This is a genomic window from Methyloferula stellata AR4, assembly GCF_000385335.1.
Lineage (GTDB): Bacteria > Pseudomonadota > Alphaproteobacteria > Rhizobiales > Beijerinckiaceae > Methyloferula > Methyloferula stellata.
Genome location: NZ_ARWA01000001.1, coordinates 2,787,703 through 2,807,990, shown reverse-complemented (window position 1 = coordinate 2,807,990; position 20,288 = coordinate 2,787,703). Strand labels below are relative to the sequence as shown.

Sequence of the window (20,288 nt, the reverse complement as noted above, 5' to 3'; positions counted from 1 at the left end):
CCGATCGATGTACGCGATGTTAAGCTTTTTTCTGAGCTGACTGTCGAGGGATGTCCCTGCCCCGCATCGCTCGTCGCACGAACCTATGGAAATTTGAGAGCCCAACGCCCTTGCGGTCGCTGGCTGGTATCTCCAGGTGACGTCATTCAGACGTGTTGGTGTTCGTGGTTTCGTGCACAATTGGCGCGCCATGCAAATCAACGGCTGATCATGAGCTTCTCGCGCCTGATTCAATGCACGAAGACATCGAACCAAAGCTGCGAACCGGTTTCGGGAGTCTTCTGATGCGTCGATAAAGACAAAAAGCAGGGCCCGGTTCAAGTTGTGCGTCGATGCTCTAAGGTGATCTGGTCCAGTCGCGCGTTTCCTTTTCCGCTTCGGCGACTTCATCAGGTGTCATGCGTGCCGCGATCAAGGCATGCGCCTTCAAAGCTTGTTCACGGTCGTGCCCGTCGGCGAAACTTTCGGTGGCGAGCTTCAGCCATTTATAAGCTTTCGGCAGATCCTGGCGCAGGCCGCGACCCAGCGCATAGGCAAGGCCGAGACTGAGCTGTGCATTCGCGACGCCTTTGTCGGCGGCCTTCTCATACCATTTGACAGCCTCGGTGAAATCTTGCGGAACGCTCTGCCCGGCATAATACATTTGGCCGAGATTATATTGCGAGGGTGCGTGGCCTTGCGCGGCCAAGATCCGCCAGAGCTTGATGGCTGTCGTGTAATTGGCCTCTTTAGCCGCAGCGAGAGCAAGTTTGACCAGATCCGATTGCGGCTTGGACAAAGGCCCGACTCTGAGCTCGCTCGCCTGCTGATCCTGTCGTCCCGGAGCCGTCTCCCGCTGCCTAGCTTTCGGCGATTGAACCGGACGCCCGATCATGGTCGTGCCCATGGATCGCAAGTCTTCCGAAGAGAGCCAAACGATTTCGTCGGCCGGCGTCGCGATCAGCTTTTCCGTGATGCTTGCTGGCACGCCCAGATCCCGGCAAAGCCCCGCCATCGCAAGCGTCGCCGCTTCGGTCTCCCCGGTCATCTGGCCCGATCTATCCGCCACACCGTGAACGCCTACAAAGCTGTCAAAGGCAGCGAATTTCTCATGACCGGCAGCAAAGACGACGAAGCAAGCCGATGCACAGGTCGCTCCAGAGGCAACCGTCGCCGACAGATCGGCATGATCGCGGATGAAACGCGCGAGATTGACACCGCCGAGAAGGCTGCCGCCCGGGGAGTCGAGTTGAAGACCGCGTATGATATGGCCTTCCTCATGTGCCGCCTGGATCAGCCTTGCAAGGGATTCGGAATCCTCTCGTGCAATATCGCCTTTGAGGACGATCATCGTCCCTTTGCCGGTGAGACGGGTCGTCAAAGTCGCGGCATCGGCGCCTGAACCCGCGGCGAAGGCGCCGGTCAAGAGGATGATTTGGGCAAGATGAGGCAATGCCTATCTCCGAAATTTCGAAGCCCGGTTCAGCGCGGCAATGAGGTGACGAAGAAGACGAGCCATAAGGCCGGACACAAAAAGGCGCCGAACGGCAGTTTCAGCTCGTCGAGCTTTTGCTTGCGTCCCCGGATCAAGACAAACACCAATGCCGCCGTCGTCGCCAAGCCAAAACACATGGGGATAGTCTCGACGGGTAGCCAAGCGCCCACCGCCGCCGCGAGCTTGACGTCGCCGAGACCCAAGCCCTCAGTCTTTCGAAGGCGCGCATAGGAGTGGCGCAGCAGGATCAGCAAAAGACCCATGCCTCCGGCACGCAGAATCGCCAGACCTATCGCCCGCAAAGGATCCACGACATCGAGAAGCGGCGCGGCGACAATTCCCGAAACAATCGCACCATAGGTGACGGCGTCGGGCAATAAGAAGGTCCGCGCATCGACGTCTGCTCCGGCGATCATCAGGAAATTGAGCCAGGTCGATGCGATTGCCAACGGCCACGGAAGGTAGATGAAGGATAAAAGCGCCGCAAAGCCGGTCCCGCCAATCAGGACCGTGAAATTCGGCCGCAGGCTTGGAGCGGAGAGTTCATCAGCCATCATTGTCATGCCGCCTCGGCCTTCTTCACTTTGTGACGATAGGTCTTTGCTCGGGGGCGTCTCTGCCGGAGAAGACCGTCGCATTGCTGTGCATCGTGGAGAGCCCAGCCCGGAAATCCTCAGCCACGTTTTGAGCGTCGAAGCCGTTACGGATGACACTCGGCTTGACGAAGACGATGATTTCCGTGCGGTTCTTGGTGCCATTTGTCGTGCCGAACAAATCGCCGATGCCCCGAATCTCATGCAGGAGGGGAATGCCCGATTGGGTCTTATCGTCCTCTTCCTTCATCATGCCGCCGAGTAGAACGGTCTGCCCGCTCACCACCGCAATCGTCGAATGAATGCGCCGTTGCGAAATCGTCGGATTGAGATTGGTGGTTACGGCCGAGACGCCGCCGACGACGCTTGAAACTTGCTGCTCGATTTCGAGTTCGACCATTCCATTGGCGTGGATATGAGGCCAAACTTTCAAAATGACGCCCGTGTCCTGCATCGTGATCGTGTTGACGATTGTATTCGAGGCAGACAGCACCGTGGCCGAACCTGTCGAAATCGGCACGGAATCGCCAACCTGCAGGAAGGCCGGCTGATTATCCGTCACGACAAGCGACGGCGCCGAGAGAACTTTCACGCTGGTCAATGTGGAAAGCGCACTAAGAACCACTTTCGGGGAGGCCTGGCTTCCCAAAAGAACGTTCAGTCCCGGCAGCGCTTGCGAAATAAGCGCCGTGGCGGCCGAAGTCGTCAGCGAGATCGAGCCGTTGTTTTTGCCGGCACCTATGTCGCTGCTGCCGATATAATATTGAACGCCATATTGCAGAGCATCCGTCAGCGTGACCTCTGCTATGGTCGCCTCGATGGCAACCTGCAATTGCGGACGATCGAGTTCCCGCAGCGAACGTTCGATGACGCGATAATCATCTTGGTTCGAAAAAATAATGATCGAATTATTGGTCGTGTCGGCAGTGATACGCACATTTTGGAATATGCCGCGCGGCAGACTGCCCGAAGCCGCCTCGGAATCCGAGCTCTTCTTATCCCTTCCGGAAAAATCGTCGAAGGACGAGGCGGTCAAGCCGCCTGTATTATTCGTGAGGCTCGTATTGGGCTGAGGATTTGCGTTACTGATCGCCGTGTTGCTGGTATTATTTGTGGCGGTACCGCTCGTACTGAGTCCGCCGCCCAGCGCATCCAATTTCGACTGGCCGCTGTTTGAGCCGGGCGCGACCTGGCTTGCCGCATTATCGGCCGCCGCGCCGCCGCCGCGGCCAACGAAAATATCGTTCAGGATCTTAGCGATCTTCGCTGCCGCCCCATGTTCGAGTCGGTAGACGCGGACCGTTGTTCCGCTCGTATCCGACTTGTCGAGGCGCCTGATCCATTGCGTGGTCTGATCGAGAATTTTCCGGTTATGCGATACGGCCATCACGGCATTCATACGCGGGATCGGCTGGAAATTGATCATGCCCTGTCCTTGTCCACCCTCCCCGGTTTCGAAGACGCGCTCCAATTCGTGAATCATCGTATCGGGCGACGTCGCTTTCAAAGGATAGATGCCGACCGATTGATTTCGAAGCCATTCGACATCGAAGCTTGTGATCATATCCAAGGCGTTCTGCCGTTCGGACAAGGTCCCCTGGATCATCAGCAGGTTCCGCGTGGTGTCGGCGCGCAGGGCGCCCGGCCGTGCAAGAAAATTCTCAGCCGTCTTAGCAATCGCCGCGGCGGAGGCGTAGCGTAGCGGCACGATCGTCACGCCAAATCCCGCTTCGCCGCCGGCATTCAACGCAATTCTTCCGGCCCCGGCGGCCTCGGGCAGCGGCAAGATCTTCACGAGACTGCCGTCGCGAACGACGGCTGCGTTCGACATGCGCATTACGTTTTCGAAAGCGGCAAAGAGATCCTTGCGCGGAATCGGCCCGGACGAGACGATCGTCACGTTCCCCTGAATGCGAGGATCCACGACCACGTTCAGGCCGAGCGTATCGCTCAGGATCGATTTGGCGACGGTCTGAATATCAGCATTGTCGAAATTGACTTCGATACCCGAACCTTCGGCACCTGCCCCCTCGATGCCGCCGCCGCGAGGCGTCCTCACCACGTCCTGGAAATCATCCGCTTGGGCGTTGCCCGATGATCTAGGCCAAGACGTTGACCTTGCGTCCGTACCTGGAAAGATTTGCGGCCGCGGAGGTGTACCTGTGAGGATCGCCTCTCCCCCGACCGCACTTGGATAATGCGCGACAAGGTCGGCGTTGCGCGCCGGGTCGACCGCATCGCCCGGCCCTACTCCACCCATCTCATACGGCGATCTCAGCGGCGAGAGGCATCCTGCCAACGAGGCGAACAGAATTGCCGTCACCAAACCCTTCGTAACTCGCCGCTCAAGGCGATGCCGATCGACGCATTGCACAGTAAAACTCCAATCAACGCATATTTTACGGGTCGGCGTGCTCCGCACCTTTTTCAATCCGCGCGAGACCGGATGAAATATTTAGATTGTCGCGATGCGGATGAAGATTGCCGAATTGCAGATGGATCGCATGTTTGATTTTGCCGGCGGGGGACCTCAAATCGCAGGCCGCCGATACCGAGCCCATGCCGGCAACCGAAATCACGATGAAGAGGGCGACCCCCGGATGAGGCAGGCGGCAAATCGGTCTCAATTTTGTCCCTGAAACATTCAGCCGAATGCGGCTACTCAATATGATACCATATCACTATGTATATAGCATATATCACGGAACACATACGCAGAAAATAGTGCAATCTAGACTCGAATAGAGGAGTTTAAATTGACTTACTGCTTCAAAAGCAATATGTAAAATGTTTACATTATATGCGGGAGCACAGCTGGATTTTTGACCAGCCGGCCTGAAATCCGAACGTAAGAGTTCAAGTCAGAACCACTGAGAAACATTCATTGGGTTCTATCGTGTTGCAAAGCGATTTTATCGGCCACCTTGCCAGCAAAGGGATCCTGCGCGACGCGCAGGCATTCGAAAGCCGCCTCGCCACACGGCACCCCGACACCAATGGCGACGCCGACTGGATCAGTCTCACCAAACTGACGCCGGGCGCTTTCGCGGATGAACTCGCGACATTTTATTCATGCCGGCGTGTACAGCGCGCGGAGCTCGTCGGCGACCGCTTCGCCGGCGGCCAGCTCTCGCCGCGCTTCTTGAAAGATGGGCGGCTCTTTCCTTATGCGGATAGCGACGGAAGATTGATGCTCGCGATCGCGGCGCCGGTCGAGGACGAGACCGTCCGGGCCATTGAGGTCGCGCTCGGCCAAAAGGTCATGATCGCGGTTGCGACGGGCGACGATCTCGAGGCGGCGCTTGCGACCACGCAGGATGCCGTATCGGCCGTGGCCCCGGTTTCGGAATCGAGCGCGGCTAGCTCGGATAATCTTGACGATTTGCGCGATCTGGCGCGCGGCGCGCCGGTCGTACGGGCGCTTGATGATCTTTTAAGATTGGCGGTCGACCAGCGCGCGACGGATTTGCACATCGAGCCGTTCGCGGGCGCCCTTCAGGTTCGTTTGCGCGTCGACGGCCTTTTGAAGGCCGTGCCGGCGCCGCCGATGAGCATGGCGAAAGGCCTCCTGTCGCGCCTGAAAATCATGGCGGGCCTGAACATCACCGAGCGGCGTCTGCCGCAAGACGGCCGCACGCATATTAATGTCGCCGGCTCCGAGATCGATCTTCGTGTCGCGACCATGCCGACACAGCATGGCGAGAGCGCCGTCATCCGCCTGCTGCGCAAGGGCTCGGGTCTTGTCACCTTGAACCAGATCGGGCTCCTGCCGCGCGATGAATCGATCCTGCGGTCTGCCTTGCGGCTTCCCTTCGGCATGATCATCGTCACCGGTCCGACAGGCTCCGGCAAGACGACGACGCTCGCAGGCTCGCTTGCAGAATTAAACGAGCCGACCCGCAAAATTTTGACGATCGAAGACCCGGTCGAATATCAAATCGCAGGCATCAACCAGACCCAGGTTCATCCGACGATCGGCCTCACCTTCGCATCCGCCTTGCGCTCTTTCTTGCGTCAGGACCCGGACGTGATCATGGTCGGCGAGATGCGCGATGCCGAGACGGCGCATATGGGCGTGCATGCGGCGTTGACCGGCCATCTCGTCCTGACGACGCTTCATACCAATACCGCGGCAGGCGCGATCACCCGCCTGATCGATATGGGGATCGAGAGCTTCCTGCTTGCCTCCTCGGTCAAGGTTTTGGTCGGACAGCGCCTCGTGCGGACGCTCTGCCCCGACTGCAAACAATCGCATGCGCTCACCCTGAGGGATCTCGCAGAAGACCAGCGCTATGAGGCTTTGGGATTTTGCGAAGGCGATGTCGTGCATCGTCCAAAGGGCTGCGAATGGTGCGGCTTTACCGGATTTCGCGGCCGCCAGGGCGTCTTTGAGGTCATCGAAGTGTCCGCGGCCATAAGGCAAGCCATCGGTCCAAAGACCGATGCCTCCGAACTTGAAAAAGTCGCGCGCGCCGAAGGCATGACGAGCATGGCAGAAGATGGGATCGCGAAATGCCGGATGGGCCAGACGACGATCGATGAAGTCTTCCGTGTCACGATGAGTCTTTGAAGCATGATCTCGTCCGCCACAAAGGTTTAGCATGCCGCAGTTCCACTTCCGCGCCATGACATCGACCGGCGAAATCGTCGCCGGCGAAGTCGACGCGCCGTCGCGCGCGGAAGTCGTCAGCCGAGTAGAATATCTCGGCCACCTGTTGATCGAGGCCGAACTCGCGGCAAAGAGCGGTTTCCTGAGCAGCGGCGTAAGCAAAGCCGAGAAGCGTCCGAAGAAGCGCGACGTCACGCTGTTTCTGCGCCAATTGGCCCTGCTCATCGGCGCCGGGCTGACGCTCGAGGCCGCGTTGCAGACCTTGGCCGAGGATTCCAACAAGGCGCTGATCTGGTTTGCGAATAATCTCCGCTCAACGATCACGGCAGGCGACAGTTTCGCCGAGACGCTGGAACGTCATCCGACGATTATCGAACCTGCCTATGTCGCCATGGTTCGAGCCGGCGAGGCTTCGGGAAAACTCGAAGCGGTATTGAATGCCATTGTCGAGGACCGTGCTAGGCAGGAGCTTCTCGCGGAACGATTCAATTCCGCGATCCGATATCCGTCGTTTCTCATAGTCTCGGCGATGCTTATTCTGTTTTTCTTCTTGATCTTCGTCGTGCCGCAGTTCGAGCCGGTGTTCAAGGATCTGGGCAATAAATTGAATGGTGGAGCCGCCTTCGTGCTTGGCGCCTCATCTTGGCTCAGGGCCAATCTCGAGGTTTTCTTCGGCACATGGGCGATCATCGCACTGGCAGGCTGGTTCGTCCTGCGGCGGCGCGAGACACGCGCTCGCATCTTTGCCGCGATCGCCAAAATTCCGGGCGTGGCCGGACCGATGCGAGACCGCCGCGCCGCCCGCATCATTGGAACGCTCGGCCTTCTCGTTGAAAACGGCGTGCCCTTGCCGGCGACGCTCAAAATCCTGCGCGATGTCGTCACTGGACCGCGTTATGTGGCGGCGATCGACAATGTGCACGAACAGGTCCGCCACGGCCGCCGCTTCGCCGATGCTTTGTCAGGCACCGACCTGCTGCCGCCGCTCGCTGTACGCATGTTGCGCGTCGGCGACGAGACGGGCGATCTCGCCTCGATCGCAAAACATGCCGCGCATTTCTATGAACACCGGTTGAGCGTCGGCATCGATCGCCTCATGGGGATTATCGGGCCAGCAACCATCATCGCCGTTAGCCTCATTGTCGGGACGCTGATTGTTTCCATCATGAGTGCTCTCCTCAGCATCACGGAGCTTGCGTTATGATCGTCAGTCAAAGCCCATCGCGCCGCGCGCCGCGGTTCACCAGCAACGCCAGTCCTGGCTATACGCTGATCGAAATGCTTGTGGTCTTGACCATCATCAGTCTCATTCTCGGCTTGGTCGGGCCACGCGTGCTATCCTATCTTGGCGAGTCGCGGGTCAAGACCGCGAGGCTGCAGATCGAAAGCTTCAGTTCCGCGCTCGATCTTTTCTACGTCGATGTCGGGCGCTATCCGGTGGATTCGGAAGGTCTAGCCGCGCTCGCCGAGCGGCCGACCGGTGTCGAGATCTGGAACGGACCCTATGTAAAGGGCGGCCGCATTCCGATGGATCCATGGGGTCATCCCTATCAATATCATTTAGCAGGCGACCGTATTCCGCCCTACATCATCACATCACTCGGACCGGACGGGCGCGGCGGCGGCATGAACACTGCCTCAGCGACGACAAATGTCCAGCGCTAGAAGCCAAGCAGGCTTTACGCTGATCGAGATGATGGCGGTGATGATGATCATCGCCATGGTCGCTTCATTGAGCGTCATGTTCATACCCGGAACCGGACGGGCAGGCTTAAAGGCCGTCGTCATGAACACAGCCGCGCTTCTACGCCGCGAACGCCAAGGCTCCATCCTGACGGGACGCGACAGGCACGTCTCGCTCGACAGCGAACAGCGCATGCTAATCGGAGACAGCGGCGATCGTGTCGTCATTCCTCCCGACGTTGCCGTCAATATTCTCGGCGAAAGCGCCATATGGTCGGGGCGTCTCGCCGTCGCCGCCTTTCATGCCGACGGAGCCTCATCGGGCGCCGCGCTCAGATTTTCCCGCGAGGGGGTCATGTATGAAGTCCATGTCAATTGGTACACGGGCGGCGTCACCATCGAAGCGCCGTGAAACAGCGAACCCGAAGCTCAGAAGAAATGGCCGTGACCGCCGCTCGGGCTTTACGCTGATCGAGGCGCTTGTCGCCTTGGCACTGGTGCTGGCCTTCGCGGCGGTGCTGGGGCCGCTGATGTTTCAGAGCCGGCGCATTCTCGTTCAGGGCGATGGTCAGGTCACAGCCGAGCTGCTTCTGCGCTCTTTGCTCGCGCGGCCTTTCAATCGCGCCGGTCCGGAATTGGGTATTCGAGAAGGTGAGATAGCCGGCCTGCGGTGGCGTATCGACGTCGAACCCATGTCGGTCGAAGCTTTGTCTGTCGACGGGCCGCCGCGCGCTTCCGGTGATCAAAGACCGGATTGGGTCCTCTACCGGGTCAAAGTGGCCGTGCTTTCGCGTGCCGGACAGATCCTTACGGGCGAGACCGCGCGGCTTGGAATCGGCGGGTAGGATGGCAAACTCCGGAACAAGCCGCGCCGGTTTCACTTTGGTCGAGACGCTCGCAGCTCTTGCGATCGGATCCGTGATCATCTTTTCGACCGGCGCGCTCATCCATCAAAGCGTGTTTTTCTTCGATCGCGGCACGCGCACGGTCGATCAAAGCGAACAGCTTGCGCTGGCGATCGACAGTTTGACGCGCGATTTCGGAGCGGCCCGTTTCGTCCTGCAAAGCGATGCAAACGGCCTGATGGCCGCCTTTACGGCAACATCCGCGGGCAAGGATGCGGGCGCCAAGATCATATTCGTTACCTCGGGCGGTAAGGCCGCCGAGCCGCAAGGCGAAGAGATCGTCAGCCTCGCTATCGAAGAGGGCGAGGGATTCACGCAGCTCGTACGGCGTAGAGCCCCATGGCGCGGCCCCCGCATGCATTTGGAAGATGCGCAGCCGGATGATCCCGTCATTCTGCTCAGGGGAAAATTCGACATCTCTTTCAGTTTCTCCGAACTGGCAGATGGCGGCGAACTGATTTGGCGGGACGACTGGACCGGCGAAACGGGTCTTCCGCATTCGGTACGATTGAATCTGCAGGATCGGACAAGCCGGGCCGCGGGTCTGGTAGGCGCAGAATTTCCGATCCACGCCAATGCGCCAACCGCTTGCGCCATCGGCGAAATCGACTGTCTTTCGGTCGCGGCGAGAAATGTGAATGCGAGGACCAATTCCGCTCCATCGCAACCGCGTCAATAGAGGAGCCGGGATTGAGCCGTCATGATCCACGCAGCGGAATCATTCTCGTCGTCGTTCTGTGGACGATCGCCTTGATCTCGGCGCTTGCCATGGCCGCTTCGACGACGTTTCGCGGATTTGCCAATATTGTCGCGCTCGACCGCGACCGCGCTCGAGCCGACGCATTGCTGGCGGCCGGGCTCGAAGTCTCCGCCGCAATGGTCGCAAGCTTGGGTGAAAAGACTCCCCTCACCGAAAAGACGACATCTGTCTCTTTCACAACGGGCTCGGTGCATATTCGCCTCAGCGACGAGGGCGGCCGCATCAATGTCAATAAGGCGCCTGAGAAGGTTCTTTCGGCTTTGCTGACTTCAGCCGGTGCGGGTGATGATGCAAATGCCATAGCCAAAGCGATCGATGCGTGGCGCGTGCGCGATCAAGCCGATCAAGCCGCCAAAGGACCGAAACTCGCCAGCGCGGCTGCGCCACCGCCGGCTCAGACAAACCGATCCGCGCCGCAAGCAAACACATCTTCCCGGCCAGACAAAAATTTCCAGTCCTTCACCGACATCCGTCAACTGGCGCAGATCCCCGGCATGGCGCCGGATTATCTTGCCGGCATCTTGCCACTGGCGACGGTTTATGGGACCGATCAGGTCAATGCACTGACGGCTCCAGCCGACGTGATCGCCGCGCTGCCGGGCGTCACATCGGCTCAGCTCTCGGCCTTTTTGGACGCGCGCGAACGCTCGCCGATGGGAGGAGATTTTCTGGCGCAGATGCTGGGTCCTGCGAAAGATTACGTGAAGACGGGCGCGAGGCCGATCGCCTCGGTCATACTCATCGCGCGCCTCATCGACGGCTATGGCGCAGCGGCGAAGGCCGTCATCGCGGTCGTGCCCAATGACAAGCAGCCCTATCGTATTCTGTCATGGACCCCTCTCGCTCCGCCGACCCGGGGCCTCGCCATGAGCGACCGATTTTAGGAGGGGCGATGCAGATCAAGACGATCTTCGATCGATGGATCAAAATTCTCGCCGGACTTGTCGCCGAGTCGCGCGCTTTTTCGCAGAGCCGCAAATCGGTCCTTGTGACGCAGGAAGACGGATGTTTCGTCGTCCGCCACCCGGCCTCGCCGGAGAGCCATCTCCTCGGTAAAGTGATGGTCGGAACCAAGATGCCAGACGGCATGGCCGAGGCGCTCCGCGATCATTTCATCATTTTCGAGATCGCAGCCGACAGGATCGTCACGCGCCGCATCACGGTCCCGGCTCAAGCGCAGGACTTTCTGCCGGGTATCGTGCGCAATCAGATCGAGCGCCTTTCACCCTGGCTGCCAACGCAAGCCATTTACGGGATCGACGCCAAGCCGAACCCGGATGATGCCGGAACCCTCAATGTCTGCGTGCCCATCGCGTCGCGCGCAAGCATAGATGTCATCTGCAACGAACTCGCGGCAAGCGGCCTGTCGCCTAACCGGATCGCGGTGCGGACGGAAGCAGGCGTCAGGGCGCCTCTACTCGCTCTGTGGACGCGTCCGGCGCAAGGCTCGGAGCGGCATGCGCAAAACCTGCCGCGCATGATCGGCACCGGCCTCGCGGCGGGCGTTGCGCTCAGCACGGCTGCGAGTCTCTGGGCGATCTACTCCACGGGTGAGATAACAGCCGAACATGAGGATGTCGCCGCGCGTACGGCTGCGTTGCAACGCGACTCTCAGTCGTCACGCAAGCTTCAAGACATCGCGTTGCTGAAGCCGCCGCAACGTGCCTGGGTGTTGAAAGAAAACTCGCCCGTAACAGTCCTCACCCTCGAGGCTCTCTCGCGCGCGCTTCCGGATAACGCCTATCTCACCGAATTCCAGTTGGAAAACGCATCCTTGCGCATCATCGGCTTCGCGGCGGATGCTCCTTCCCTCATCGCAGCGCTCGAGCGGTCGGGGCGCTTCTCGGCGGTGCATTTCTTCGCGCCGACGACAAAGGGCAACGGCGGCGACCTCTACAGGTTCTACATCGAAACGCGCGTCGACGAGCATCCCCAGCTCATCGGAGATTGAACCGTGCCGAAATTGGACCGCGAAAAGACAATAGCGCTTGCAGCATTTTTCGGCCTGCTGCTCGCCTGCATCCTGGCCCCGGCTCTGTCCTTGAAGGCGCGCTCAGACGCTTCGCAGGAACTCTCGGATGCGGAAGATATGCTCGCGCGCCTTGAAGCGGCGCATCAGCGATCCGGCGCCAACAGGCCGAAGGGCGGCGAAGAACCAGGCGCCGCGCCAGAGACCGCCTTCCTGAACGCGCAAACGTCCGGGCTCGCAAGCGCTCAGCTCGAAGCCTATCTTGCGCAACTGGCCGCAGCTCAGCAGGCGAGCGTCATTTCATCCGGCGTCCAGCAGGCGAGCCATTCCGATGCGCCGGAAACCGTCCGCATCCAAGCCGTGTTGGATATTCATTACGATGCGCTTCAGACTCTGCTTTACAGGCTCGAGACGGGTACGCCTTATGTCTTCGTGGAGTCGATGATGATGCAATTGCCGAACGCGGGCGGGCAACGTGGTCAGCGCGACGCCGCCATGAAGGTCACCGTGAGTCTTCGCGGTCTTTGGCATCAGACACCGGCCCCATGAGGCCGTAGAGTCTCACCTCTATGTATCGCAGCGAGCGGTTCAACCAGCACCGCCTCTGCCGCTGACGCCCTGTCTCGAAACCTCGAAATTTGGAAGATCGAGCCAAGCCGGGCCTGCCGACTTGCATCTGACACGGCCCGACCGATCATGCCGATCTAGTGGTTTTTCTCGAGATCGAAACGCTGGCCGTTGATCTCGATCGAACGGAGGGTGGCACCGCCTCCGCTGCCGCCAGTATGATGGTGGGTTCCGGTATTGGCGACGCGGCGGCGCTCGCGGCGTTCTTCTTTCGGAACCGGCGTCGCCGCGGACGGCACGTTCGGGAAGTTGTCCTCGATCTTCGCCGGTGCGATGGCTGCGACGGCGGCCGTTCCAGCTTTGGAGATCGCCGGCGTCGGCGGGTTCCCGGCGGAGGTTTGCGTATCGGTCGTGCCGATCGCTTGCGCGGCGCCCGAGCCTTGTTGAAGCGCGGCTCGCTGGGCGGCTGCCGCTTGCACAGCCGCGGCCTGTGCTGCGGCTGCTTGCGCTGCCGCGGCCCGATCCGCCAAAACCTGGCCGATGGTGCCGTCGATATAATGAGAGACGTCGTTCATCTGCGTGCTGGTCAGTCCGCCGCCGCCGGTAACGGTGCCGGGCGAATTGCCAAACGTATTACTTCCGGTCGGACCTAATCCCGGATTGGCATCGGCATTATACCAGCTGTTGGTGATGGTACCGCAATTCGGGCAGTTGAAGCCAAGGCCGCCACTGCCGACATAATTGCTGCCCGCCAAGGCGCCGAGCCCGGCCGTCGTGCCCGCGTGGTTGCGGACGGCGCCGGTCGCATAGGAATCGGCTATCGAGCCGCCATTCGCGCCGACAAGTCCACCGACGGAATTCGGGTTGTCGAGACGGCTGGTCACGTCCCCTGTGGCATGGGAATCCGTAATAATGCCAAATTGCGTCGTGCTGCCGACAAGACCGCCGACACTGTCGTTGCCAATCACATTCCCCGTCGCGTAGGAATTGGTGATGTTGCTGAAGACGTAAGCACCGGTGCCAAGCTCCTGAGCGGAGCCGATCACACCAACCAACCCGCCAACATTATTACCACCTGACACCTCGCCGGTGGCGTAGGAGTTGGTGACCTGTACGGCGGCAATGGCGCCCGCGAGACCGCCCGTGTTATCGCCGCCTACCACCTCCTCCGTTGCGTAAGAATTAATGATGGAGCCAAATGTAAGAGAGCCGACCAGGCCCCCGGCATTGCTGCCATAAGTGCCTGCCTGGCCGTCGGGTCCGGTGAAACTGACTTCTCCCGTGGTAGAGGGACCAATGGCATGAGAGTTTGATATGGTGATTTGATACTGGACCGGTCCGCTCCCGCCCGACGCATCTGCGAGGCCAACCAAGCCGCCGATATTAGAGCCGTTTGTGCCATTTACGTTCACGCCCGTAACCGCGCCAATTGCGTGATAAGTATTGTCAAGCGTGACGTTACCACCACTACCGCTAATATTGCCGACCAATCCACCAAGGGACCCAAATCCCGTCACGGCGCCGGTAGCAAAGGAGTTCTCGATCACAACGCCGTTAGAGGTTGATACGGATTGATCCGAAAAGAGCTGGCCAACCAGTCCGCCGAGATTGGAACCTGGGTTTCCTCCGTTCGAAGCCGGACCGACATTGCCCGTGGCGTAGGAATTATAGATGTTTACGTTGATGGCGGAGCCGATCAAGCCGCCGCCCTGTCCCGCCGTATAAATCGTCCCCGTGGCATGCGCGTTGGAGAGGTTGAAAGTGCCGCCGGATCCGATCAGGCCGCCAACGGCATTGCCTGTCACCGTCGCGTCCGAGTAGACGTTCGAGATCGTGTTGTAAGGTGGGTTGGGATTGTAGCTGTACGGATAGACAGCATTTTGGCCGATCAATCCACCGGAACTGTTTCCTGAAATCGTGCCCGAACTCCAAGCGTTGCTGACATTGGCGAGGTTCGACCCGACGAGAGCCCCGAGATTATTACCCATCACGGTCACGGGCCCGTTGCCGAAATTTACGATTGCCGAGGAGCTAATATTGACATTGAGCACACCGATATCGCGGATCACGCTGCCCTGCGTGGATACGCCGATCAGCCCGAGGTTCCCCACGGCGGCACTATTTACCGTTGCGGTCGACTGAATCGTCAAATTGCTGATCGTGTTCCCGAGGCCGTCGAACGTGCCGGAGAGGGTGGCAACCGGCGCGTTAACATAGGAGGCACCGGTCAGATCGATCGACTGTGCCAGCGCGTAATAGCCAGCACCGTTGCTGTAGCCGTTGGCGTCCGGCGTGGCGCTGTTGATATTCGCCAGATCGGCCGCATTGTGGATCAGCGTGTAGGCATGATTGTTAATCGCGAGGCTGGCATTGGCGCCGGACAAAGTGATACTGGCATATTGCGTGCCCGCGGGCGCCTGATTGGCGACCGGATAGCCTGTCGTGGGATCGATCACGGCGCCGGCATAAGTCGCGGGCGTCAGAATGTTGTAGTCGCCGCCATAGACCATCGCGAGCCCGGCATTGGTGCCGGTGGCGGTGATCGGCGCGTTGATGTTGATGTCGCCGGAGGCCGCGAGAGTGAGCTTCGAGTCGGTGGACCAGGTGATCGGATCGTTGACGGTGACATTGCCGCTCGTCGCGTTCAGCGACAGACTGACCATATTCAATGCATTGCTCGCAACGCTACCGCTCAATGTGCCGCCCGCGCCGACAGTGACCGCCGACGCCACGAGCGACCAGGTGCTCGTTGGGCCGGCGGAAAATGCGAAAGTATCCGAAACGGAGACGATATTGCCCGCGGTTCCGAGCGTTCCGCCCGTGCCGAGATTGATAGCACCATCCACCTTGGTCGTGCCGGAAAGTGTGCCAGTCGTGTAGCCGCTGACGTTACTGGTGGTCCCGTCGAGTGTCAGGTTCAATTGGTTGGTGGAGGCCAAAATCGCAGTGCCGACCTGGGCTCCGCTCGTATCGGGGTCTGCCTTGATAGCGGCTTCCCCCGTTTGGCTCACGCCGTTCTGACTCGCGAGAACGGCGAAACCACCATTATCTTTGATTTCGATGGTGCCATCGTTTTTGACCGAACCGGTACCGCCCGCTGCGGCGAATGCATAAATGCCGTTTTCGAAATTGCTGTCGCTGATGGCAAGCGTCGTCGCGACGAGGCCGCCGACGTTGACCACGGCCTCCGACGTAATGAGGATACCGGCTGAATTGACAATGAAAACCTCGCCATTGGAAGTGAGCGTGCCTTGGATAAGGCTTTGCTCATTGCCGGTGACGCGGTTGAGGACGACTGAGGTGGGCCCCGGCTCCACGAAGTTCACCGTGTCGCCCGGGACCACCGAGAAGCGGTACCAGTCGATGATGGCTGTTGGCGTCGTCGTCGTGACAGTCCAGGTCGTGCCCGAATTAACGACAGTGGACGTCCCAAGGACGTCGTGGTCCTTTACGAGACTCTGCGAGCCGATCACCACCGCGCTGAGATTGGAATAGCCGACGAGCGTATAATTGGAATTGTTGACCGTCAGGCCGGAGACGCTGGTAATCGGCTGCACACCGGAGGCCGACGAAGCGAGCGTCGCCTGGCCGCTGAAGGTCACCGTATCGCCCACGACCGCGTTCACTGCCACGAGGGCCGTGCCTGAAATCGTGGCTGTGCCGTCGGCTTGCTTGCTGCCGTAGAGCTGCACCGGGAGGGGGGTGATGTTTCCGGTGGTCTGGAAGTTCGCGATCACATAGTCATTGGCATTCGCGCCGGACGTCGTGAGATTCGAGATAGTGACCGTCTTGCCCTGGCCCTCGTTGGCATCGGCGAAATTCGCCGCGTAGCCCGAAGCAATCGACACGCTGTCGCCGGCGATGACACCGGACAGAGTCAGGTTCGAAGCATTGGCAGTTGTCGAGCCGTCATAGGTCTTGTCGCTGACCGTCGCGCCGCCGAGCGTGATCGACAGCGGCGTGATCGTACCTGTCGCCGTTGTCGAAATCGTGTAATTGCCGGCCTTCCCGCCATTCGTGCCATCGGTCAACGTATAAGCCAAGCCGCTGACGGTCAAACCTGATCCTGCATCCTTGGACGAGAAGGTCCCCGACAATCCGCCGACACTGAGCGTCTGGTCGCCGACGAGGCCAGAAAGCGCGATTGTTGCCCCGGACGCATTCGCCGTTCCGTCATAGGTCTTGGTGACCGTTGCGGTCAGTTGCTGCGGCAGAATGGTGACCGTTCCTTTGACGTCCGTATAGCTCGACGACGAGAGCACGCTCGCGGCCGCCCATGAACCAGCATCAATGAGTCCACCCGCGACCGAGATGTTAAACGGATTGCCCGTAATCGCGGTGATACTGTCGGCGTTGGCTGCTGTCATGCCGCCGCCTTGCAGGCCAATGGCTTGCAGCCCGAGCGCGCTTGTCGAGTCGGCGCCATAGGAAGGTGCGGTGCCGCTGGTCCCGACATAGACCATGATATTCTTGAGAATGGGATAGCCGGAGTAGGACATTGCCCAAAATTGCGAGTCGAAACCATAGCTAGCCACGGTTCCACCGGTGCTCAGAGCCTTCACCCCAGAATTGTTATTGACAGTGCCGGATCCAACAACAACAGAATAATAATCGTTCGTGAGCGTGCCTGTGTTGTGGTAGACGAAGCCGTCTGCTGACGTCCCCCCTTTATTGTAACTAGACGCGGCATAAGCATTTTCGATCTTGCCTGTATTATTATAGGCAAAGCCGCCCATCCAATTCGGGCTCGTGCTGCTGCTGTTGTTGAGGCTGGTCGCGTAGGCATTTTCGATCCAGCCGTCATTAAGGCCGACAAAACCGCCCAAATAGTTTCCGGTGTCGTACGTCGAAGTGCCCGTATATTTTGTATAAGAATAGGATTGATCGATCGTGCCGGTGCTCGTGTTCCAGCCGACAAAAACGCCTTCATTTGACACCGTGCTGTCGGACGTAAATCTAACGATATTTCCTGAATAAGAGCGCTCAATCGTCCCGGAATTCACGCCGACGAACCCGCCCACGCCGGCCGTCGAGGGTATTACGCCGGTACTAAAGACGGTGCCCTGAGTCCTATTTGTACTGTCACCCCAGGCCGAGCTGTCATAGATTTTACCGTTATTGGTGCCAACGAAGCCTCCCGCGGTCCCGGTCCTATCCTCGAGATAGACGTAGGATTCGCTTTGAGCGATGACGCCTTGGGTATCGTTTATGCCAACAAGGCCTCCGACGCTGACGACGGATACGTTACCATTGTTGACGTAGCTCCCGCTCACACCATTCGTATAGACATAGCTATCGACGATATATCCCTGATTGATGTTGGCCAGCATACCCAAGGCGGCCTGCCCTGTGGTTCCTGACACCGCGTTTGCATTGACCCCGAGATTGCTCACTTCTCCGCCGGCGCCGATCGTGCCGAACACGCCCGAGTTGGCCAGAGTCCCGCTGATGGTGAGCTTATGGCCGAAGCCGTTGACGCTTCCTGTGAAGGGCGTCGCCGTCGTGCCTATGTTATTGTTTGACATACTCGCGACGGTGATGTTGGCTCCGAGCACATAATTGCCTGTAAGGCTCGCTCCGAGATCACCAAGATTGCTGGCCGTAACGACCTCATAGCTCGTACCGTTCAACGTCACGGCAGTGTTGGAGCTGGAGAAGTTTATAGTCCCGGCATAGGACGGCGTTGCCGTCGCTCCGAGGAGCGTATAGAGCCCCATGGGCGTGCCGTCGGCGTTAAGTCCCACGGTGCCGGAGCCAGCGAGCGTGACGGTGCCGTTGCCGATATCATTGACCGTCGTCGAGACGCTGCCGTCCGAATTGAGCTTATTGCCGTAATTGGCGGCGAAAGCCGCAGTGCCGGTCGCGGTTATCGCATTGTTGACGTAGATATTCGCGCCGGCATTGAGCGTGAGCGTGCCGGCCGACCAGGTCATGGGCGCATTGACATTGATGTTGTTCGCCGCTGCCAAGGTCAGGGAATTGGCCGACGGTGTTGCCGAAGTCGAGGACCAGTCGAGTGCCGCATTGACGTTGATATTGCCGGCATCCGTGCCGGCGCTGCCTGTACCGCCTGTGCTGATCGTCACGTTGGCGTTGGCGAGCGCATTCAGAAGCGTGGTAGCGTTGATGACCGAGGAATCGCCCGAGCCGGTAAAGGTCCCAGAGGCGTTCGAGCTATTGCTGTTGGAATTATTGCTGATCGTCAGATCGTAGGGATCGAGCAGCAAGGTGCCGGACTTGCCGTTGACGCTCTTGAGATCGGCGGTGCCGGTGAAGTTCAACTGGTCGTGGCTCGAGACTTCGGCGAAGCCGCCATTGCCCGTGCCCGCGCCGGTCGCCTCGATCGCGCCGGCATAATTCGTCTGTCCGTTCGACCAGACGACGATATTGCCGCCATCGCCCGCGCTGCCATTGGCGGTAAGAGTCGCGCCGGCGGCGATCGTCGTGATGGTCGCATCCATAACAGGCGTGCTGACGAAATCCTCGGCGGAATCGCTGCCGCCGTGACGGTCGCCGCCGATGAGGATCGTGCCGCCTGTCAGGCCGCTCGCGTCGAGGCGGGCAGTCTGCGTCAGATTTACATTGGTGCCGGTCGTGACGATCGTGCCGCCGGTTCCCTTCGGCGCCGAAACATTGAGCTTGCCCGAGACAATGGCCGTGCCGCCACTGGCCGCGAGTGTGATCGTCCCGCCATTGCGGCCTTTCGGCGCGGAGGCATCGAGCTTGCCCGACACATTCACCGTGCCACCGTCGGCCAGAAGCTTGATTGTGCCGACGCGCACGCCCGTGCTTGTGCCGCCGCCCTTCAGCGCATCCATCGTGCGGGCCTGGATGACGCCCGTGTTATTCACCTGCGCCGATAAGATCGCGTCGGCGGCCTTCGCCGTCAGGATCACGGTGCCGCCGTCGGCAATGATCGCGCCTTTGTTGGCGACAAGCGCGTTCAAGGCGCCTTGGCTGATCGTGACGTCGAACAGCGAATTGCCTTCGAAGTTCAAGGTGAGCTTGGTGCCCGACGCCATCACCACCGAGCCGAGCTTCGCCGTGATCGTGCCGGAGTTTGAGACCGTCTTGCCGAGCAACGCGACATAGCCGTTAGGATCGACGTGGATCTTGCCCTTGTTGATGACGGACCCTGTCGGGGTGGCGGAGGATCCTGTCGTATTGCCTTCGAACCTATAATTCCCGGCCATGAAATCCTGGTTGGAAATATCGAGCGTCGATGCCACCAAGCCGCCGACATTGACTGTCGCACCCTTGGTGAACAGGATGCCAGCCGAATTGACGATGAACACCTTGCCATTGGCGTTGAGCGCGCCGGCGATCACGCTCTGCTCATTGCCGGTGACGCGGTTGAGCGTCGTCGACATGCTATTCGGCTGGAAGAAATTGACCGTCTCTTGGCGGCCGATATTGAATGTCTGCCAATTGATGATGGCATTGTTGGTCGACTGATTAATGTTGGTGGTCGGGCCCGATTGGAAGATCGTCGCTTGGCCGCCGACCACGGTGCCGCCAGTCGGGCCTGCGAGCGCCGCATCCTGCAAGGCAAGCAGCGCGGCGATCGCGGTCATGCAGGTGAAAGAGCCGCGAAAGGATCGCAAGCTATCCGAACTACATGACGAAAAAGGCGCGCCCGACGAAGAGCGATCGGCGGCGAGCGATGTATTGGCGCCACGCTCCAGGCGACATAAATCCAATGATAACATGGTGGCTATGCCTTGAAAT

Annotated in this window: 14 protein-coding genes; 9 read left to right on the top strand and 5 right to left on the bottom strand. The window is 59.6% G+C overall.

Going from position 1 to position 20,288, the window contains the following annotated elements; genetic code table 11:
* Positions 1 to 337: 337 nt before the first annotated feature.
* From A3OQ_RS24890 to A3OQ_RS0113655, 4 genes are all read right to left on the bottom strand, one after another.
* The gene (locus A3OQ_RS24890) at positions 338 to 1,432 is read right to left on the bottom strand and encodes an SEL1-like repeat protein (RefSeq protein ID WP_020175969.1); all 1,095 of its coding nucleotides are present in this window, start codon (positions 1,430 to 1,432) and stop codon (positions 338 to 340) included.
* Positions 1,433 to 1,461: 29 nt separating this feature from the next.
* Positions 1,462 to 2,031, bottom strand: a complete 570-nt coding sequence (locus A3OQ_RS0113665; RefSeq protein ID WP_244427146.1) for a prepilin peptidase — start codon at positions 2,029 to 2,031, stop codon at positions 1,462 to 1,464.
* Positions 2,032 to 2,053: 22 nt separating this feature from the next.
* Complete coding sequence (gene gspD, locus A3OQ_RS0113660) at positions 2,054 to 4,327, bottom strand: type II secretion system secretin GspD (protein WP_051116039.1); 2,274 nt, start codon at positions 4,325 to 4,327, stop codon at positions 2,054 to 2,056.
* Between the two features lie 139 nt (positions 4,328 to 4,466).
* Complete coding sequence (locus A3OQ_RS0113655) at positions 4,467 to 4,694, bottom strand: hypothetical protein (protein WP_020175966.1); 228 nt, start codon at positions 4,692 to 4,694, stop codon at positions 4,467 to 4,469.
* 272 nt (positions 4,695 to 4,966) lie between these two features.
* Between A3OQ_RS0113655 and A3OQ_RS0113650 the strand changes: the two genes are divergently transcribed.
* Genes A3OQ_RS0113650 through gspM form a run of 9 tightly spaced genes read left to right on the top strand, consistent with a single transcriptional unit; the run spans position 4,967 to position 12,542 of the window.
* Positions 4,967 to 6,637: a GspE/PulE family protein gene (locus tag A3OQ_RS0113650; protein WP_152428641.1), complete on the top strand. Its 1,671-nt coding sequence runs from the start codon at positions 4,967 to 4,969 to the stop codon at positions 6,635 to 6,637.
* A gap of 31 nt (positions 6,638 to 6,668) precedes the next feature.
* Complete coding sequence (locus A3OQ_RS0113645; protein WP_020175964.1) at positions 6,669 to 7,880, top strand: type II secretion system F family protein; 1,212 nt, start codon at positions 6,669 to 6,671, stop codon at positions 7,878 to 7,880.
* Positions 7,877 to 8,341, top strand: a complete 465-nt coding sequence (gene gspG, locus A3OQ_RS0113640) for a type II secretion system major pseudopilin GspG (protein ID WP_020175963.1) — start codon at positions 7,877 to 7,879, stop codon at positions 8,339 to 8,341. Before A3OQ_RS0113645 ends, gspG begins: the two co-directional genes overlap by 4 nt.
* Positions 8,328 to 8,771 (top strand): prepilin-type N-terminal cleavage/methylation domain-containing protein, encoded by a 444-nt coding sequence (locus A3OQ_RS0113635; protein ID WP_020175962.1) that lies wholly within the window; start codon positions 8,328 to 8,330, stop codon positions 8,769 to 8,771. Before gspG ends, A3OQ_RS0113635 begins: the two co-directional genes overlap by 14 nt.
* Positions 8,719 to 9,204, top strand: coding sequence for a prepilin-type N-terminal cleavage/methylation domain-containing protein (locus A3OQ_RS0113630; RefSeq protein ID WP_244427144.1), 486 nt, complete (start codon positions 8,719 to 8,721; stop codon positions 9,202 to 9,204). The genes A3OQ_RS0113635 and A3OQ_RS0113630 overlap by 53 nt, the downstream gene beginning before the upstream one ends.
* Before the next feature lies 1 nt (position 9,205).
* Positions 9,206 to 9,943, top strand: a complete 738-nt coding sequence (locus A3OQ_RS0113625; RefSeq protein WP_020175960.1) for a prepilin-type N-terminal cleavage/methylation domain-containing protein — start codon at positions 9,206 to 9,208, stop codon at positions 9,941 to 9,943.
* Between the two features lie 11 nt (positions 9,944 to 9,954).
* A complete protein-coding gene (locus tag A3OQ_RS22420) occupies positions 9,955 to 10,908 on the top strand; it encodes a type II secretion system protein GspK (RefSeq protein ID WP_020175959.1) in 954 nt (317 codons plus the stop codon).
* An 8-nt stretch (positions 10,909 to 10,916) separates the two neighbouring features.
* A complete protein-coding gene (locus tag A3OQ_RS0113615; protein ID WP_020175958.1) occupies positions 10,917 to 11,975 on the top strand; it encodes a PilN domain-containing protein in 1,059 nt (352 codons plus the stop codon).
* Between the two features lie 3 nt (positions 11,976 to 11,978).
* Positions 11,979 to 12,542 carry a type II secretion system protein GspM gene (gene gspM, locus A3OQ_RS0113610; RefSeq protein WP_152428448.1) on the top strand — a complete coding sequence of 188 codons (564 nt, stop codon included), beginning with the start codon at positions 11,979 to 11,981 and terminating at the stop codon, positions 12,540 to 12,542.
* A 155-nt stretch (positions 12,543 to 12,697) separates the two neighbouring features.
* Here the strand turns inward: gspM and A3OQ_RS0113605 are convergent, their stop codons facing one another.
* Positions 12,698 to 20,134, bottom strand: a complete 7,437-nt coding sequence (locus A3OQ_RS0113605; protein WP_020175956.1) for a two-partner secretion domain-containing protein — start codon at positions 20,132 to 20,134, stop codon at positions 12,698 to 12,700.
* Between the last annotated feature and the right edge of the window lie 154 nt (positions 20,135 to 20,288).

Coding starts and splice junctions, on each gene's coding strand:
- A3OQ_RS0113665 (WP_244427146.1), bottom strand. CDS start 2,031: ATGATGGCTGATGAACTCTCCGCTCCAAGCCTGCGGCCGAATTTCACG.
- gspD (WP_051116039.1), bottom strand. CDS start 4,327: ATGGGTGGAGTAGGGCCGGGCGATGCGGTCGACCCGGCGCGCAACGCC.
- A3OQ_RS0113645 (WP_020175964.1), top strand. CDS start 6,669: ATGCCGCAGTTCCACTTCCGCGCCATGACATCGACCGGCGAAATCGTC.
- gspG (WP_020175963.1), top strand. CDS start 7,877: ATGATCGTCAGTCAAAGCCCATCGCGCCGCGCGCCGCGGTTCACCAGC.
- A3OQ_RS0113635 (WP_020175962.1), top strand. CDS start 8,328: ATGTCCAGCGCTAGAAGCCAAGCAGGCTTTACGCTGATCGAGATGATG.
- A3OQ_RS0113630 (WP_244427144.1), top strand. CDS start 8,719: ATGAAGTCCATGTCAATTGGTACACGGGCGGCGTCACCATCGAAGCGC.
- A3OQ_RS0113625 (WP_020175960.1), top strand. CDS start 9,206: ATGGCAAACTCCGGAACAAGCCGCGCCGGTTTCACTTTGGTCGAGACG.
- A3OQ_RS0113615 (WP_020175958.1), top strand. CDS start 10,917: ATGCAGATCAAGACGATCTTCGATCGATGGATCAAAATTCTCGCCGGA.
- A3OQ_RS0113605 (WP_020175956.1), bottom strand. CDS start 20,134: ATGACCGCGATCGCCGCGCTGCTTGCCTTGCAGGATGCGGCGCTCGCA.